We start from the raw sequence: 17,805 nt of genomic DNA, 5'->3' as shown, positions 1-17,805 counted from the left end.
TCGTGTCCCCTGAAATGACGCTCACGCGTTGCAAACAACGATTATGCCCGCCCACAATACGCTGCGACACTCTTAGAGGAATGAGTGATGGTCCACATCTTTTCCGCGCCGGATAGCCGCCAGAATGGCGTCCGCACGGTGTTTTCCAGCCTGATCCTGGCCGTGGTGCTGGGCTCGCTCGGCGGCTGCGCCAGCGTGCCGCCGCCCGACGGCTCCATGAACCAGGCGCAGATGCAATTGCAGTACGCCCGCGACGCCGGTGCGGCCGATTACGCCCCGGTCGACCTGGATTTCGCGCAAAACAAGTTCCAGCAGGCCCAGGCCGCCATGGCCAGCCGCAAGTACGAGGACGCCGCCGCCCTGGCCGAAGAAGCCCAGGCCGACGCCGAACTCGCCCGCGCCAAGGCACGGCTGGGCGCCGCCCGCGCCCAGATCCAGCGCAAGACCCAGGGCAACCGCGAGCTGCGCGAGCAGATCGAGCAGAACCTGAACGCGCAGGAAGAAGCCGCCCAGCAGGCGGCCCAGCAGCAACAGCGCCAGTTCCAGGAACAGCAGCAGGGCCTGCCGGCGCAGGAACAGACGCAGGACATGCCGGCCCCGTCCTCGTCCGTGCTGCAGCCGCTGCCGCAGGACGGCGGCTTCCAGACCCTGCCGCAGCCGCAGCCGCAACCGCAGACCAACGACCAGGGAGGCCACCCATGAAGCCCCTGCGCATCACCTTGTCGGCGCTGGTCCTCGCCGCCGCGGCCGTGGGCTCGGCCCACGCCAAGGACGACATGGACGTGGCCCGCCTCAACGGCAGCCTCGACCAGCTCGCCCGCGACCCCGCCCTGAGCGGCTACGCCCAGGCCGAGCAGGCCCGTGCCCGCGACGCCATCGGCCGGCTGGCCCAGGCCCGCTCGCGCGACCGCGCCCATGCGCTGTACGTGGCCGAGCGCCGCGTCGACCTGGCCAAGGCCACCGCCCAGCTGCAGGAAGCCCAGATCAAGGTCAACCAGCTCGACCGCGAGCACGACCAGATCCAGCTCGATGGCACCCGCCGCGAGGTCGAGGCTGCCCGCCGCGAACTCGACCGCCAGCGCATGCAGTACCAGATGGCCCAGGAAGAAGCCGCCCGCCTGCAGCAGGAAGGCGCCGCCGCCCAGGCCCAGGCCGTGCAGGCCCAGGCCCAGGCCGACCAGGCCAGGAAGCTCGCCGCGGCCCAGGCCAAGGTGGCCAACGCCGCCAAGCGCCAGGCCGACCTGGCCACCCAGGCGGCGAAGGCGATGCGCTCGCAGATGCAGGGCGATTCGGGCAAGTAAATATCGCTGTTGTCATGCACGAACGAAGCGCCCGGCGGATCATTCCGCCGGGCGTTTTCGTTTCCATCGAAAGCATCGTTGAAAGCATCGTTTAACGCGAAAAAAAGCCTGCCGCGGCGGCCTTTCTCCGTGCGAATCGCACTGTGATGCGCTTCGCCGAAACGCGCTTGCATGCCCCCGGATGCGGGAGTAGGGTCGAATACCCATGGGGCACTCATGCACCATGGGTCACTGACCTGAATCATGCGCCTATCCCTCGATCACCCGATCACCTGCGTACCGGCAAGCCGGCGCGGGCCATCGGCATGCGCATGGTTTGCCACCGTTAGCGGGCGCACCGATCCCGTGCCCGCGGTTCTTCGCGAGGAGGTCGGATCATGTTCGAAAACCAGCAGCGTGACGATGTCGAAGCCTTGATGAAAGCCGACGCCGAATTCCGTCGGCTGTACCAGCACCACAAGGAGCTCGACAGCAAGGTGCACGACGCCGAGATCGGCGTTCTTCCCATCGACGACATGACCCTTACGGGCATGAAGAAAGAAAAGCTCCACGCCAAGGAACGGTTGCAGCGCATGTGGGATGAACGAGCGCACAAGCACCGCATCGTCAACTAGCCTGCGGTTTCAAACTCAAGACACGCGGCCCCGGAGCCACCCTTGCGAGGGAACGGCTGCCGGGGCCGCTTCGTTTGCGCCCGCGGTCAGGGGAACGCAGGGCGGCTCGGTTATCATCGCCGGCCTGAGGCAGTCCGAACCGGGCCGCCCGCGAACCGAACGCAGGAGCTTCCATGACGGTCCACCAGAGTGTCCTCGAACTGATCGGCCGCACCCCGATGGTGCGCGCGCAGCGACTGGATGCCGGCCCCTGTGAGCTCTTCCTCAAGCTCGAAAGCGCCAATCCCGGTGGCTCGATCAAGGACCGTATCGGCCTGTCGATGATCGAAGGCGCCGAGCGCGCCGGCAAGATCAAGCCGGGCGCCACCCTGGTCGAAGGCACCGCCGGCAACACCGGCCTTGGCCTTGCGCTGGTGGCGCAGCAGAAGGGGTATCGCCTGGTGCTGGTGGTGCCCGACAAGATGAGCCGCGAGAAGATCTTCAACCTCAAGGCGATGGGCGCCGAAGTGGTGCTCACCCGTTCGGACGTGGCCAAGGGCCACCCCGAGTACTACCAGGACATGGCCGAGCGCATCGCGCGCGAAACGCCCGGCGCCTACTTCATCAACCAGTTCGGCAATCCCGACAACCCCGCCGCGCACATCGCCACCACCGGCCCGGAAATCTACGAGCAGATGGACGGCCGCGTGGACGCCATCGTGGTCGGCTGCGGTTCTTCCGGCACCATGAGCGGCCTGTCGCGCTATTTCGCCGAAGTGTCGCCGGATACGGAAATCGTGCTGGCCGATCCGGTCGGTTCCATCCTCGCGCAGTACATCAACGAAGGCATTCTCTCGACCAAGTCCGGCAGCTGGATGGTCGAAGGCATCGGCGAGGATTTCCTGCCCAGCATCAGCGACTTCAGCCGGGTGAAGAAGGCCTACGCGATCAGCGACAAGGAAAGCTTCCTCGCCGCGCGCGAACTGCTGGCGAAGGAAGGCGTGCTCGGCGGTTCGTCCACCGGCACGCTGCTGTCCGCGGCATTGAAATACTGCCGTGAGCAGACGACGCCGAAGCGCGTGGTGACCCTGGTCTGCGACACCGGCAACAAGTACCTCTCGAAGATGTACAACGACTACTGGATGCTGGACAACGGCTTCATCGACCGCGAGCAGCACGGCGACCTGCGCGACCTGCTGCTGCGCCCGTTCACCCAGCGCGACACCGTGGTGGTCGGCCCCGGCGAGCTGCTGATGACGGCCTACACGCGCATGAAGCTGTACGACGTGTCGCAGCTGCCGGTGATGGACGGTAACAAGCTGGTCGGCATCCTCGACGAATCGGACGTGCTGATGCACGTGCACGCCGACGAAAGCCGCTTCCGCGATCCGGTCTCCACCGCGATGATCAGCAACCTGCAGATCCTCGACATCCACGAGCCGATCACCGCGCTGCTGCCGGTGTTCGAGCGCGGCCACGTGGCCATCGTGCTGGATGGCGAGCAGTTCATGGGCCTGATCACCCGCATCGACCTGCTGAATTACCTACGCCGTAAGGTGCACTAGGCGCCAACACAGGCTTGGCGGATGCTGCTCGCCACAAAGCCGGCTGTTCGATGAACAGCCGGCCGCGCGAGTGCACGAAATGGCGCGTGCATGGTCGGATGCGCCGCGAAAGTTTGCTGAAATGGGTGGCCGACAAAGTCCCGGCCCTGCGGAAGTCCGCTTCCGGTCCCCCTTTCTCCTCAAGAGGACTCTGCCCATGTGTGGAATCGTTGCCGCCACTGCCCAGCGCGACGTCGCCCCCCTGCTGATCGCCGGCCTGAAGGCGCTGGAATACCGCGGCTACGACTCCGCCGGCCTGGCCGTGCTGCAGCAGGATGAAATCCGCCGCGTGCGCGAGAAGGGCAAGGTGCGCGAGATGGAAGCGCAGTACCTGGCCGACCCGTTCCCCGGCGGCACCGGCATCGCGCATACGCGCTGGGCCACCCACGGCGTGCCGAACAAGGTCAACGCGCATCCGCACGTCGCCGGCCACGTGGCGCTGGTGCATAACGGCATCATCGAGAACTACGCCACGCTGCGCAGCGAACTCGAATCGCGCGGCCACGCGTTCACCTCCGAGACCGACACCGAAGTGATGGCCGCGCTGATCAGCGAGCGCCTCGCGTCCGGCAAGTCGCTGCTCGACGCGGTCTCGTCGGTGGTGCACGAACTGGAAGGCGCCTACGCCATCGCCGTGATCAGCGACAAGGAACCCGGCCGCGTCATCGGCGCCCGCCGCGGCGCGCCGCTGCTGGTCGGCGTGGGCATCGGCGAGAACTTCCTCGGTTCCGACGCGCAGGCGCTGATCCAGGTCACCAACCGGATGATCTACCTGGAAGAGCACGACGTGGTGGAAATCACCCGCGACCAGGTGCGCATCTACGGCCAGCATGGCCAGCCGGTGGAACGCGCCGTGCACGAGAGCGAGCTGTCCACCGACGCCGTCGAGCGCGGCGAATACCGCCACTACATGCAGAAGGAAATCTTCGAGCAGCCGCGCGCCGTGGCCGACACGCTCGAAGCGCGCATCGGCCCGCACGGCGTGCTGCCCAACATCTTCGGCGTCAACGGCGACGAGCTGCTGAGCAAGGCCAAGGGCCTGCACATCATCGCCTGCGGCACCAGCTACCACGCCGGCCTCGTCGCCAAGTACTGGATCGAGGACTACGCGCGCCTGCCGGTCAACGTGGAAGTGGCCAGCGAATACCGCTACCGCGAAGCGGTGGTGCCGGAAGGCACGCTGTTCGTGGCCATTTCGCAGTCCGGCGAAACCGCCGACACTCTGGCCGCCATGCGCGAATCGCGCCGCCGCGGCTATCTCGGCACGCTGGCGATCTGCAACGTGCCGGAATCCTCGGTGGTGCGCGAAGCGGACCTCAAGCTGATGACGCGCGCCGGCCCCGAAATCGGCGTGGCCTCCACCAAGGCCTTCACCACGCAGCTCGCCGCACTCGGCCTGCTCACGCTGCAGCTCGCGCGCCAGCGCGGCCTGGACGACGGGCGCTATGCCGACCTCACCGCCCAGCTGCAAAGCCTGCCCAAGCGCATCGAAAAGGCGCTGGAGCTGGAACCGCAGATCGTGGACCTCGCCGAACACCTGATCCACCGCCAGCACGCCCTGTTCCTCGGCCGCGGCGCGCAGTATCCGGTGGCGATGGAAGGCGCCTTGAAGCTCAAGGAAATCTCGTACATCCACGCCGAAGCCTACGCCGCCGGTGAACTCAAGCATGGCCCGCTGGCGCTGGTGGACGAAGACATGCCGGTGATCGCGGTGGCCCCGAACGGCCCGCTGCTGGACAAGCTCAAGTCCAACCTGCAGGAAGTGCGTGCGCGTGGCGGCGAGCTGCTGGTGTTCGCGGATGGTGCGGCGAGCATGGATGGCAACGCGGCGCGGGGAAGCATTCTGCGTATCGATGGCGGTGGCGACTTTATTGCGCCGGCGGTGTTTACGGTGCCGATGCAGTTGCTGGCGTATCACGTGGCGGTGTTGCGGGGTACGGATGTGGACCAGCCGCGGAATCTGGCGAAGTCGGTGACGGTGGAATAAGTGCGGCGCCATGGTGCGCTGCAGTTGTGGAATTGAAATAAAGATGTGATCTGTTCAGAAGGCGCTTGCTGTTTCTTGGCAAGCGCCTTTTTTTGTGAGGTCATGTCCGCGATGGCTGGCGCTTCGGTCCCTGGGGTGGCCTGGATCACGAGAATCGCAGTGACTGTGAAATACTCATGGAAGCGCCGGAACACGAAGGGATGGCGAGGATACGGAGGAAGCGGGCTGGCGGTTGCGCGGCATAGAAAGTCTGAATTCTGCAATTTCCTGAGAAGGTGATTGACCATTGGATGTAAGACAGTTCCGCAAACAGTTCTGGACGGTGCCGGCATTGACACCCATTACCTTTGGGAATTGTCAGGTACAGAAAGGAGGCGATTGCTCTTTAACACACTCTGCCACCTTCGATCCTTTTTTGCCCGGTGACGATATTTGGATTTCAGACACCAAGGGCCGCGTGTTCCGTGCGCTTGTGCGCTCATGGTCGAAATCGACCGCCGAGTTACATATTGGCGTCGAATATCGAGATGAGGTAATTGGCAAGGTTGGCGTTGCCCTGCGGTTTTCTCCACATGCCAGCATGCAAGGAGCAAAGCGCCTCATCGAAGAATTCGGTGGCGTTCCTTCGTTGATCTACGAACCTTTGACAGCATTCTCTCGAACTCGAGAGGGTCTCTGCGTGCAAGTCGCTAACGTCGAGTATGACTTCGTCAACGTCGAACCCCTGTGGATCACCGGCGAACCTCTTGATGCGGCGAGCAACCCTCTACTCGGCATCGAATTCGTGGTCATGGGAAATCGTCTCGGAGTTGAGATCACCAGCTTGGGAGATTTCGAAGCGTACCTGCTTTGCGATGTTGTTCGGGCTCGCATTCTGCACCCGTAGGCCATGGTCAATACGGTCGAATTCATCCAGGCCAGAAGCCGGTCGGCGGCCCTCGCTGGTAACGGCCCGATTTATATAACCATCAGTGGTGTTTTTCAGGGTTCGCCGACTAGGGCAACTTGCACTAAAACGCCGGGGCCAAGTGGCCCCGGCGTCGTTATCGTCAATGCTGCAGCTGGCTGTTACACCGGTGGACGTCGGCGCCCCGCGATCAGCGAAATGATGAACAGCACGATGAAGACGATGAACAGGATCTTCGCGATGCTCGCGGCCAGGCCGGCGATGCCGAAGAAGCCCAGGAAGCCGGCGATCAGTGCGATGACTAGAAAGACGATGGCGTAGTACAGCATGGCGTACCCTCCTATGGATGATGGTACTTGCCGTGGGTGACGGCCGATCCCGATGCGCGGTGGCGCTGATTACCTCCCGCTCTCATCGAATTCCTTCAGCTGCTTCATCGCTTCGTCCTTGGCGATGCCATAACGCTCCTGCAGCTTGCCGGCGAGGTATTCCGAGCCGCCCTCGGCCACTTTCAGATCGTCGTCGGTCAATTTGCCCCAGCGCGCCTTGAGCTTCCCCTGGAGCTGTTTCCATTGGCCCTTGATCCGGTCTTCGTTCATATCCTGATACTCCACGATGGATGCCGCGTCCAAGCGGACTGCGGCGGTTGCGGTGGTTCTTAGGAATAGGAGCCGGCGGATGATTCGTGTGTGAATCGGCCGCGTTCCGATCGAGTGCCGTTCATGAGTATGAGCGGGGCGCGAAGGCGCTAATGTTTTCGTCACGCGTCACTCATCTGAGGAGTGATGCGCGTCGTTTGCATAGTGGATGCGATGCAAATTCGGATTTGCCCTAAAGACAGCCCGAATGCGTGTCTGCTAGCGTGATCGATGTTGCCCGCGCTGTGTTTTCGTCGCGTCGCGGGCAACCATGGCAGCAATGTCGTGAGAGCGCGGGCCAAGGGTGTGTCACCACCCCTGACCCGCTAACCATCACCAACTGAAGGAGAGTTGATCATGGCTGTGCCAGATCATACGTCACTCGTACGCCCGCCGATCCCCTGGGCGACACATCCGCCGGCTGACCAGGTCGTCCGCATTCTTCGCGGACACGGTTGAAGAGCCGCGGCCTAAGAGTTTTCGTAGGTAATGAATCCTAGCCGTGAAACGCGGCGCGTTGCCTCGTGCAGCGGCGAAAGCGACTGAGGCCGTCATCCACTTCATCAATCAAGCCGCCCGGCGCCTGTGTTCCAGGTGGTCGGTAAGCCTCGAGTCCGTGTGGTCGCGGCACGTCGTGCTGTCTGGCGGCGTGCCGTTCTCGGGACGAGGGCGGCGCGTGGCAAGGAGTTGCTTATGGATATCTTTGGCGAAGCGTGGATCACACGCCACGTGGAATATTTCTCGGATCCGGAGGCGGGTCCGGATGCGTTGTTGAACGATGCAACGGAGTGGCTGCATTTCGCGCATAACGCGATTCGATTGCTGGCGGAACTGGCTGACGAACAAGGCAGCGTGAATGCGCAGCGCTTGCCGGTGATGCTGGAAAGCATCGCAACGTTTATCGAAATGGGCACGCGCTGCGCAACGCAGGCGCATTTGCGGATGCAGTGGCTGCAGGTAAAGCACGAAACGACGCAACCCCCAGTGCAGGCGTAGGTTGGGGTGAGCCAAAGGCGAACCCCAACACCGGCACATCGAGACGCCACGCAGCGTTGGGGTTCGCCGATGGCTCACCCCAACCTACGCCGCTTCGTGGAAGCGCCACCGCGAGCACCCGCCCCTCATCTGCTGCGACCGAAGGGAGTCCCCGTGGGACCGGCATCTTCTCCCCGGAGGGGAGAAGGTCGGGGTGAGGGGCCGGGCGGAGCGGTGGGCGGAGGGGCGCTACAAGCTCAAAAGCTCTTCTTCTCTTCGTAGAACCACTACCGCGAGCACCCGCCCCTCATCTGCTGCGACCGAAGGGAGTCCCCGTGGGACCGGCATCTTCTCCCCGGAGGGGAGAAGAGTTCGATAGGTAGTGACGGCGGGGACGGGTGTCGCTTATACCCTACGTTGTGACGCGGACGCTCTTACTGCTGCACAGAACAGGTCTTGGACACACCTACCAGCGGATCCGTAAAAGCCGTATTCGTGCAATCCACGGACTGCCCGACCCCCACTTCCCGGTAATGCCAGACCCCACGCGCACCATAAGCCACCAGCCCCGTCCCCTGCGTCACCTTGCAGCTCGCCCCTTCCTTCGCACACACCGCAAACCCGCTCGGCGCATTACCCGTACCCCTGGGCGCAAGCACGCGGATCGCATCCTCGGTAAACAACAAGGTGCCAAAGCCATTGTTATCCGCATACGGCGTCCGCCCTTCCGGACGAATATGCTCCGCCGCCTGCTGCGTATACGGCGCCGAAATATCCCTCCGGCGCGCGTAGTGGTTGTAGGCCATCTCGTACACCGGACGGAAATCCCCACGGCTCTGGCTGGAAATCGTCTTGTGCGGATACTTGCCGGTGGTATCGACCATCGGATCGAACGGCACGTCATGGCCCAGGTTGTACTGCGCGACATATTCGAAACCGGCCAGCAGGCGATTGCCATACGCCGAATAGAGATCGAAGCCCTGCGACCACGCCACTTCCGCCACCTCGGCAAGATTACCGATGCCCAGCTGCGTATGCGCCTGATCGCGCCCGCTCTCCTGCGTCTCGCCGAAGGTATTGATGACGTAATGCGTCAGCGCGCCATCCGAAGGCCCGTTGTAGTAGTAATCCAGCGCGCGATTGAACATGCCCCAGTCGTTGGTATACACGCCCATCGCGATCATCGCCTTCATGCAGCTGGAATCCCAGTTGCCGTTCGCATACGGGGCGAAATCTTTGATCACCGGATAGAACACGTTGCGGAACATCGCCTCGGATGCCGCGATGTCCTGCGCCGACCAGCCGGCCTTGCTGTAGCGGATCAGTTCCGCCGCGGCCACGAACTTGAAGCCGTTCAAGCCGGCGGCGAGCGGTGCGTCATGGCCTTCGATCGACTTCAGCGTGCCCGACCACGCATTGAGAATCCCGATCGCATTCGCCGCATAGCGCGGGTCGTCGCTCAAGGTCCACATCAGCGCCTGCTGATACGCCGCATTGGCGTCGTCATTGAACTCGCCCATGCATTGGGCCGGCGTGCCGCGCACGACCTTGGCGCAATGGCCGCCGCGGATATGGTAGGTCGGCGACGAAAGGCCATCGTTCTTCAATTTGAGGTAACCACTCGCCCACGGTTCCTGCGTCAGATGCGCCTTGATGCGGGCGAGATCGTCGGCGGTGTGCATAACGCCGGGATGCACGAAGGTGGCGGTCGCCGCCGCGCTCGGCCGGATACCGGCGCAGGCGGCCAGCGCCAGCAGCAGCGGCGCGAAGGTTCGAACGGACAGGGATGCTTTCAGTTGCATATCGATGGTCCAGGGAACGGAGAGGCGCCACGTTGCGATGACCTGCCAAGGGCCGTCATGGTCATGCCGGGCCGGCCGCCGTCATTTCGGGCCAGGCGCCCAGGGGTGCGGCCTGGGTGTAAAGCGCGCGTTCTACGGCGGGAAGCGGCCGCACCGCCCTGGCGTGATTGGCGTCACCCTTCTGCCCAACCGCCACCGGCCTTGGCTATCATGCCGCCGGGGGATGTCGTTTTCCGGTAAGCCTCGAAGACGACTCAGGAAAGCCTGGCCGCCGCCGATCCGATGGTTACAGCCGTCGGACCGCGCCGTGCCGCCGGCTCAGGACAAGGGAGAAGTATCTTGATCGTCGGTATCGATTTAGGGACGACCAACAGTCTCGTCGCGGTATGGAAGGACGGCGCGCCCGTGCTGATCCCGAATGCGCTCGGGGCGATGCTGACGCCGTCATGCGTCGGCCTGTCGGAAACCGGGGAACTGCTGGTGGGCCAGGCGGCCAAGGACCGCCTGCAGACGCACCCGCAGCTTACCGTCGCCAACTTCAAGCGCTACATGGGCGCGGCGCGCGAGATCAGCCTGGGCAAGCGCAAGTTCCGGCCGGAGGAGATCTCCTCCTTCGTGCTGCGTTCGCTCAAGGCCGACGCGGAGGCCTTCCTGGGCCATCCGGTGGAAGAGGCCATCATCAGCGTGCCGGCGTATTTCAGCGACGCCCAGCGCAAGGCCACGCGCGCCGCCGGCCAGCTGGCCGGCCTGCGCGTGGAGCGGCTGGTCAACGAGCCCACCGCGGCCGCCCTGGCCTATGGCGTGCGCGACGCCGGCAGCGAGCGCAAGTTTCTGGTGTTCGACCTGGGCGGCGGCACCTTCGACGTGTCGATCCTGGAGATCTTCGACGGCGTGATGGAAGTCCGCGCCAGCGCGGGCGACAACTTCCTGGGCGGCGAGGATTTCCTGGAGGTGCTGGTCGAGGACATCATGGCCTCGATCGCAGCCCATACCTCGTTCAAGCCGGATGATTTCTCACCCGGCGACCGCCAGCGCTTGCGCGACGCCGCTGAAAAACTCAAGCGCACGCTGTCGACCGCCGACTCGGCCGCGCTGTCCTTCCGCATGCGCGAGACCGAGATCGCCTACCGCATCGACGAAGACCGCTTCATGGCGCTGTGCGAGCCGCTGCTGCAGCGGCTGCGCCTGCCGGTGGAGCGCGCGCTGCGCGACGCGCGCATCCGCGCCGCGGACCTGTACGAGATCGTGCTGGCCGGCGGCGCCACGCGCATGCCGGTGGTGCGCAAGCTGGTGACGCGCATGTTCGGCCGCTTCCCGGCCACCGCCTTGAATCCTGACGAAGTCGTGGCGCTGGGCGTGGCCGTCCAGGCTGGCCTGGAAATGGACGATGCCGCGCTGGACGAGATGGTGATGACCGACGTGTGCCCGTACACGCTGGGTATCAATATCGTGGAAGGCTCCGGCCATAACGGCATGGTCAGCGGCTTCTACCTGCCGATCATCGAGCGCAACACGGTGGTGCCGGCCAGCCGCAGCCGCGATGTGTTTACGGTAAGGGACGGCCAGACCAAGGTCGCCATCGAGGTGTTCCAGGGCGAGGCGCGGCTGGTCAAGGACAATATCCCGCTGGGCAAATTCGAGATCGCCGTGCAGCCCGGCATGCCCGCCGGCGCGGCCGGTGTGTCGGTGCGTTTCACCTACGACGTGAACGGCCTGCTCGAAGTGGAAGCGACCGCGCATGGCACCGAGGCGAAGAAGAGCATCGTGATCCAGGAGCACGCAGGCGTGCTGTCGGGCGAGGAGATCCAGCAGCGCCTCGCCGCGCTGTCCAGCCTGAAGCTGCATCCGCGCGAGGATGCGCGCAACGCGGCCATCATGGCGCGCGCCAACCGGCTGTTCGAAGAGACGCTGGGCGAGGCGCGCCTGGTGATCTCCAAGGCCATGGCGCAGTTCGAAGCGGTGCTGGAACGGCAGGACCCGCGCGAGATCGCCACCACGCGCGAGCAGTTCCAGGCCTGGCTCGACCGCTTCGAAAACCATCCTTTGCTGGATGCCTGATCTTTACGCTGCATCTGGGAGCTCGCATGGAGTGGGTGTTCGAAACGCTGGGGATCGACCCGCAGGCTGACGTCAAGACGATCCGCAAGGCTTATGCGCGGGCGCTGAAGCAATGCGACCAGAAGACGGAGGCCGAACGCTTCCAGCGCATCCGCCAGGCTTATGAGTGGGCGCTGCGCCATGCCGAGCATGCGGAGCGGGTGGCGGTTGTGCCGCAGGCCTTGGGCGCGCCGGAAGAGGAGCCGCGGGAGTCGCCGCAGGCGGCGCGTCCGGTGCCGGTGCAGGTGCGCGTCGCGCTGGCGGATGACGCGCACGAGCTGGCCTCGCAGGTCTTCGCCGAGTTCGTGGAAGCCATCAGTGCGCCTGGCCCGGCAGCGATGGGTACGCTGCTGGCGAATTACTCCCAGGACGCGCGCCTGACCTCGCTCGACGCCAAGATGATGTTCGAGCAGGCCGTACTGTTGCGCGCCTTCGCCGCGCCGCCCGATATGGACATGCTGGACGAGGCTTCCGAGCTGTTTGCCTGGGAAACCTCGAACCGGCATCTCGCGGCGATGCGGCCGGACTTGGTGCATCGCCTGCAGCGTCAGCAGATGCTGCGGCGTTTCCTGGACAACGGCGATGGCGCCGATCGCAAGCAGTTCGTCGAGACGGTGCAGCTCTACGCTCTGTGCCAGCGCGATCCCCGCGAGAAGGCCATGTCCTGGCAGGTGGCCGATGCCAATCGCTTGCTGGATCGCTATGCGGCGTTCCGGCACGAGCTCGCCGAGCGCTTCGGCGGGGCCGCGTTGCAGTGGTGGCAGGAACGGCTGCGCGAGAACGCGACCCTGCTGCGGGCCTATGAGGAGAAGCAGCAGGCGCCAGCCTCGCCCGCGCAGTACAAGCCGCGGCAGCGCAGTACCGGTAGCGGCTCGCCGTTCAACTGGCTGTTCCTGCTGCCAGTATTTTTCGCGCTCATGCATATGTTCAGTGGCGGTTCTTCGTCGTCGCGCGATCAGCAGCAGCCTGCCTATACGACACCCCAGGTGCAGATACCGCAGGAGCCCTCGCAGCTTGCGCGCATCGAGTACGACGACGCCTTCATGCGCCAGATGGCCGAACAAGGCGACCCCGCGGTCCAGAACCGCCTTGGCGAAAAGATCAGGCTCAAGGCAACCGATGCGCAGGATTATCGCGAAGCCTTCGAGTGGTTCCAGAAGGCGGCGGAGCGCGGACATCCGCCGGCGCAGTACAACCTGGGCCTGATGTACGAGGAAGGGCAGGGCGTTGAGCAGAATCCGGTGAAGGCGCTGGAGCTGATCCGTCAGGCAGCGGTGAATGGCCATGCCGAGGCGCAGTTCCATCTGGGCGGCATGTACAAGGACGGTCGCATCGTAGAGGCCGATGCGAAGCAGGCGCGCCGATGGTGGGAGAAGGCGGCGGCGCAGCATCATCTGCCCGCGCAATATAAGCTTGGCCTGCTGTATGCCAAGGGCGAAGGCGTGGAGCAGAGTTACGAGACCGCTGCGCGCTGGTGGGCGACGACCGCGTTGTCGGGCAACGCGGATGCGCAGAACGCCCTGGGTTCGCTGTATGAGCAGGGCTTGGGTGTGGCGCGGGATGACACCCTGGCGTTTCGCTGGTATCGCAATGCGGCGGGGCAGGGGCATGCTGCCGCGCTGGAGCGCCTTGCCTCGATGTTCGAGCGGGGTGTGACCGTGGCGAAGAACCCGGTGATTGCGGATGCCTTGATGAGGGTGGCGGCTTCGAGAAAGGGGCCGGTTCAGTTCAACACCACGCCGGCCATGGCCAGCCTGGAGCGTGGGCTGAGCGACGAGCAGCGGTATCACGCCAGGCTGCTGGCTGGTGACCTGGCCAGCTTGATCAGTACCGGTTCGAGTTCGAACAGGGAATTCATTGCCGTGCTGGACAGGGCGGCCTCGGGGCATATCGTCCCTGGTCTTTGATGTGGGCATGCGACGGCCTCACATCCCCCTCTCCCCTCCGGGGAGAGGGTTGGGGTGAGGGGGCGGGCGGAGCGGTGAGTGCAGAGTTGAGAAAGCCCAAAAGCTTTTCTTCGCTTCATAGAAGCTATATCGCGAGCACCCGCCCCTCATCTGCCTGCCGGCATCTTCCTCGCTCCTCAAAGCAGAGCGCATCCATGTGCTCTCCCCGCGTGCTCCCCGGCGGGGAGAAGAGTTGCAGGACACACGGTGACGTTTTGTCTCAGTGCACCTGCGCGCCCTACCTGGGATGATCCCCCCGGCCTCCATCATCACCCGGCACCCGACGTGACCCGACCGCGCCTCCACAAGCCCATCGCATGGCTGGCTTTCGCCGCCATGTGGCTGCTTGTCGCCGCGCCGCCGATCTCCCAGGTATGGGCTGCGGCGCCGGTCATGGCGATGGCCGATGGCGCCATGCACTGCGACGAGCACGCCGGCCACGGCGGGGATGCTTCGCCGCACCGGTCTTCGCTGGACAAATGCGGCTACTGCGACCTGCTGGGCCATAGCCCGGTCGTGAGCAGCGTCGCCTGGCTGCCGCCGGCCACGCTGCCATCGCCGTACCGCTTGTCGTGGTCCGTATCGGCACCACGCACCTCGCGAACGCTGCTCCTCTCGGCCGCGCCCCGCGGACCACCGGCGGACCTCAACGCCTGATTGCTTTCGATCGTGCCGGCACGCGGAGCGTGCCGGCTGCGTTGCCGTCTTCCAAGGAACCGCCATGCATTCCGTTCTTCCTCACGGACGCGCTCGCGTGCGTCCAGTCCTGCCTGCATCGAATCCGCGCAACTATCGCGTCCATGCCTGGATGGTTTTCGCCGCCTGCAGCGCGGCCCATGCCACCGACACACCGCAAACGCTTCCGCCGGTGGTAGTCACCGCGCCGATGCAAACCGACCCGCTCACCGTCGTCACCGATCCCAAGGCGCCACGCCAACCCGTGCCCGCCAGCGACGGCGCGGATTTCCTCAAGAGCATCCCGGGCTTTTCCAGCATCCGCAAAGGCGGCAGCAACGGCGATCCGCTGCTGCGCGGCATGGCGGGGTCGCGCCTCAATATCCAGATCGACGGCGGGCAGATCGGCGGCGGTTGTCCGTCGCGGATGGATCCGCCCACGGCGTATATCTCGCCGCAGTTGTTCGACAAGGTCACGGTGATCAAGGGCCCGCAGACCGTGCTTTACGGGCCGGGCAATTCGGCCGGCACCGTGCTGTTCGAACGCGAATTCACCCGCTACGCCGCGCCGAAGGCCAGCTTCCAGGGCAGCCTGCTCGGCGGTTCCGCGGGCCGCAACGATCAGCTCGCCGACGCGCGCGCGGGCACGCCCGACGGCTATGTGGAACTGCGCGCCAATCACACCCATGCGCAGGACTACCGCGATGGCGATGGCCGCCGCGTGCACTCGGCCTACGATCGCTGGAATGCGGACACGGCCATTGGCTGGACGCCGGACGACGATACGCGCCTGGAATTGACCGCCGGCAAAGGCAACGGCCACGCCGCCTACGCTTTCAGCGGCATGGACGGCGCGCAATTCCTGCGCGAGAGCGCGGCGTTGAAACTGGAACGCCGCCACCTGAGCAACAGCTTCGACAAGCTCGAAGCCCAGGTCTATTACAACTACGCCGACCACGTGATGGACAACTACACGCTGCGCCGGCCCGACCCCGCCAGCATGATGCCGATGGCGATGGCCAGCGATGTGGACCGGCGCACGCTGGGCGGTCGCGTCGCCGGCACCTGGATCTGGCCGGATGCGTGGCAACTGACCGCGGGTGTCGACGGCTCCGTCAACACCCACAGCATGCGCAACGGCGGACCGCCGGGCAGTCCCATGGGCGACTACCGCGATCTGCCGCGCGAGCGCGATGCGCGTCTGCGCAGCGTCGGCGCCTTCGCCGAGGCACGTTGGAGCGTGGCGAAAGACCGGCGCGTGATCGGCGGCTTGCGCGTGGATCGCGCGTCCGCGCATGGCTACGTACTCGCGCTGGCGCACGAGGACATGGGCATGTCGATGGATATGGGGGGCGGCATGGATCCAGCTGCCACAGTAGATGCACGCCGCACTTCCACCTTGCCCTCCGGCTTCGTGCGCTACGAACAGGATCTTGCCGCCATGCCGGCCACGGTCTACGTGGGCGTCGGCCATGTGCAACGCTTTCCCGATTACTGGGAACTGTTCGGCCAGCATGCGGACAAGACGCTCGCTTCGTTCTCAGGCCTGCGCCCGGAGAAAACCACCCAGCTCGATGTGGGGCTGCAGTACCGCACCGCGCGCCTGCAAGCCTGGGTTTCCGCCTACGCCGGCGTGGTGAATGACTTCATCCTGTTCCGCTACGGCCAGGGCATGGCCGGCGGCAGTGCGATGAACGTGCAGGCGCGCATCGCCGGTGGCGAAGCCGGCATGGTGTATGCGCTGAGCAAGCCATGGAAAGCCGACGCCACGCTGGCCTACGCGTGGGGAGCCAACCGCACCGAGCACCGTCCGTTGCCGCAGATGCCCCCGCTGGAAGCGCGCCTGGGCCTGACCTACGACAACGGCAGCTGGTCCGCCGGCGCGCTCTGGCGGCTCGCCACCGCACAGCGGCGCATCGCCGTGGGCGAGGGCAACCTGGTCGGCCAGGATCTCGGCGCCAGCGGCGGCTTCGGCGTGTTCTCGCTCAACGCGGGTTACCGCCTGGGCCATGGACTCACCCTCAGCGCCGGCATCGACAACCTGTTCGGCAAGACCTACGCCGAGCACGTCAATGCGGCGAACGCCGGCCTGGCCGGCTACGTGAACACCGTGCGCGTGAACGAGCCGGGCCGCACCGGCTGGCTCAAGCTCGATTTCGAGATCTGACCGTTCCGCGGCGGCATTCGAGGCCGCCGCGGCCTATCATGTTTCCCTGCCTGCGAGGCACCTGTCCATGCCATCCATCCGCCGCTGCTCCTCCTTCGCGCTCGCCGCCGCACTGGCCGCGCCCGGCCTGGCCGCCGCCTGTTCCACCTGCGGCTGCTCGCTCAACTCCGACTGGTCCAGCCAGGGTTATGCCACCAGCCTCGGCTGGCATCTGAGCTTGCGCGAGGATTACTTCAACCAATCCCAGCTGCGCAGCGGCGCGGACAGCGTGAGCCGAAGCTCGTTCGCCTATCCCGCCGACGAGGAAGTGCAGCGCAAGACGATCAACTGGAACACGCTGCTGGGCGCGGACTACAGCTTCTCGCGCTACTGGGGCCTGTCGCTGCAGCTGCCCTATATGGACCGCCACCACCAGACCATCGCCGAGGGCGACACCGGCGTCTCCAGCTCCCACGCGCGCGGCATCGGCGACCTGCGCGTGCTGGCGCGCTACCAGGGCTTCAGCGACGACGCCGGCATCGGCCTGCAGTTCGGCTTGAAGTTGCCGACGGGGCGCTTCAAGCAGGACTTCGCTTCCGGTCCTCAGGCCGGCGAACTGCTGGATCGTGGTCTGCAGCTGGGTACCGGAACCACCGACGCGCTGCTGGGCGTGTACAAGTTCGGCTACCTCACCGATTCGATCGGCTATTTCGGCCAGGCGATGGCGCAGATCGCGCTCGATGCGCGCGAGCATTTTCGTCCCGGCAATTCGCTCAATCTCAATCTCGGCCTGCGCTATCTCGACGCCGGCCGCTTCACGCCGCAGATCCAGCTGAACCTGCATGGCGAGCAGCGTGAAAGCGGTGTGCAGGCGGATCGTCCGAACAGCGGTGCGGTGCTGGCTTATCTGAGTCCCGGCATCGGGGTCAGGATCACGCGGCGCCTGGATGCGTTCGCCTTTGTGCAATTGCCCGTGTACCAGCACGTCAATGGCTTGCAGCTGGAACCTCGCCGCTTGTGGTCGCTGGGCCTGCAATACCGGCTCTGAGCGCGGTGGTCGCGCGGTTCGTCGGCGTGGCGATGATTTCTTTACGGGTGATTTTTTTAATTCAAATGGAATTGAAAAATCGCCCC

15 protein-coding genes are annotated in these 17,805 nt (G+C 65.0%); 12 read left to right on the top strand and 3 right to left on the bottom strand.

The genetic code is table 11. The features are described 5' to 3' along the window. Positions 1-87 precede the first annotated feature (87 nt). From FHW84_RS16595 to FHW84_RS16570, 6 genes are all read left to right on the top strand, one after another. A complete protein-coding gene (locus FHW84_RS16595) occupies positions 88-702 on the top strand; it encodes a DUF4398 domain-containing protein (protein WP_167257089.1) in 615 nt (204 codons plus the stop codon). Next, positions 699-1,301, top strand: coding sequence for a hypothetical protein (locus FHW84_RS16590; RefSeq protein ID WP_167257088.1), 603 nt, complete (start codon positions 699-701; stop codon positions 1,299-1,301). The genes FHW84_RS16595 and FHW84_RS16590 overlap by 4 nt, the downstream gene beginning before the upstream one ends. Before the next feature lie 377 nt (positions 1,302-1,678). Continuing rightward, entirely contained in the window at positions 1,679-1,915 is a 237-nt protein-coding gene (locus tag FHW84_RS16585) for a YdcH family protein (RefSeq protein ID WP_167257087.1), read from the top strand. A 173-nt stretch (positions 1,916-2,088) separates the two neighbouring features. After that, the gene (locus FHW84_RS16580; protein WP_167257086.1) at positions 2,089-3,459 is read left to right on the top strand and encodes a pyridoxal-phosphate dependent enzyme; all 1,371 of its coding nucleotides are present in this window, start codon (positions 2,089-2,091) and stop codon (positions 3,457-3,459) included. A gap of 196 nt (positions 3,460-3,655) precedes the next feature. Then, positions 3,656-5,485 carry a glutamine--fructose-6-phosphate transaminase (isomerizing) gene (gene glmS, locus FHW84_RS16575; protein WP_167257085.1) on the top strand — a complete coding sequence of 610 codons (1,830 nt, stop codon included), beginning with the start codon at positions 3,656-3,658 and terminating at the stop codon, positions 5,483-5,485. Positions 5,486-5,771: 286 nt separating this feature from the next. Beyond that, on the top strand, positions 5,772-6,371 hold the full coding sequence (locus tag FHW84_RS16570; protein ID WP_167257084.1) for a hypothetical protein: 600 nt from the start codon (positions 5,772-5,774) through the stop codon (positions 6,369-6,371). 182 nt (positions 6,372-6,553) lie between these two features. On the opposite strand, the gene FHW84_RS16565 is transcribed toward FHW84_RS16570, so the two are convergent. Both FHW84_RS16565 and FHW84_RS16560 read right to left on the bottom strand, forming a co-directional pair. Beyond that, complete coding sequence (locus FHW84_RS16565; RefSeq protein WP_167257083.1) at positions 6,554-6,721, bottom strand: DUF1328 domain-containing protein; 168 nt, start codon at positions 6,719-6,721, stop codon at positions 6,554-6,556. A gap of 69 nt (positions 6,722-6,790) precedes the next feature. Continuing rightward, positions 6,791-6,991: a CsbD family protein gene (locus FHW84_RS16560; RefSeq protein WP_167257082.1), complete on the bottom strand. Its 201-nt coding sequence runs from the start codon at positions 6,989-6,991 to the stop codon at positions 6,791-6,793. A 732-nt stretch (positions 6,992-7,723) separates the two neighbouring features. On the opposite strand from FHW84_RS16560, the gene FHW84_RS16555 reads away from it, so the two are divergent. Continuing rightward, the gene (locus FHW84_RS16555; protein ID WP_167257081.1) at positions 7,724-8,026 is read left to right on the top strand and encodes a hypothetical protein; all 303 of its coding nucleotides are present in this window, start codon (positions 7,724-7,726) and stop codon (positions 8,024-8,026) included. Between the two features lie 413 nt (positions 8,027-8,439). Here FHW84_RS16555 and FHW84_RS16550 read toward each other — a convergent pair whose 3' ends face one another. Further along, positions 8,440-9,807 (bottom strand): alginate lyase family protein, encoded by a 1,368-nt coding sequence (locus FHW84_RS16550; protein WP_167257080.1) that lies wholly within the window; start codon positions 9,805-9,807, stop codon positions 8,440-8,442. Positions 9,808-10,146: 339 nt separating this feature from the next. On the opposite strand from FHW84_RS16550, the gene FHW84_RS16545 reads away from it, so the two are divergent. The 5 genes from FHW84_RS16545 to FHW84_RS16525 all read left to right on the top strand — a co-directional run bounded on the left by FHW84_RS16545 (position 10,147) and on the right by FHW84_RS16525 (position 17,719). Further along, positions 10,147-11,865 (top strand): molecular chaperone HscC, encoded by a 1,719-nt coding sequence (locus FHW84_RS16545; RefSeq protein WP_208399831.1) that lies wholly within the window; start codon positions 10,147-10,149, stop codon positions 11,863-11,865. A 26-nt stretch (positions 11,866-11,891) separates the two neighbouring features. Then, a complete protein-coding gene (locus FHW84_RS16540; RefSeq protein ID WP_167257078.1) occupies positions 11,892-13,811 on the top strand; it encodes a J domain-containing protein in 1,920 nt (639 codons plus the stop codon). A gap of 324 nt (positions 13,812-14,135) precedes the next feature. After that, the gene (locus FHW84_RS16535) at positions 14,136-14,507 is read left to right on the top strand and encodes a DUF2946 domain-containing protein (protein WP_167257077.1); all 372 of its coding nucleotides are present in this window, start codon (positions 14,136-14,138) and stop codon (positions 14,505-14,507) included. Between the two features lie 97 nt (positions 14,508-14,604). Then, positions 14,605-16,692 (top strand): TonB-dependent copper receptor, encoded by a 2,088-nt coding sequence (locus FHW84_RS16530; RefSeq protein ID WP_343203613.1) that lies wholly within the window; start codon positions 14,605-14,607, stop codon positions 16,690-16,692. Positions 16,693-16,759: 67 nt separating this feature from the next. Next, entirely contained in the window at positions 16,760-17,719 is a 960-nt protein-coding gene (locus FHW84_RS16525; protein WP_167257076.1) for a hypothetical protein, read from the top strand. Positions 17,720-17,805 lie beyond the last annotated feature (86 nt).

The sequence above is a fragment of the Dyella sp. SG562 genome (assembly GCF_011759495.1).
GTDB classification, from domain to species: Bacteria; Pseudomonadota; Gammaproteobacteria; order Xanthomonadales; family Rhodanobacteraceae; genus Dyella_D; species Dyella_D marensis.
This window is presented reverse-complemented; position numbering and strand designations above follow the sequence as displayed.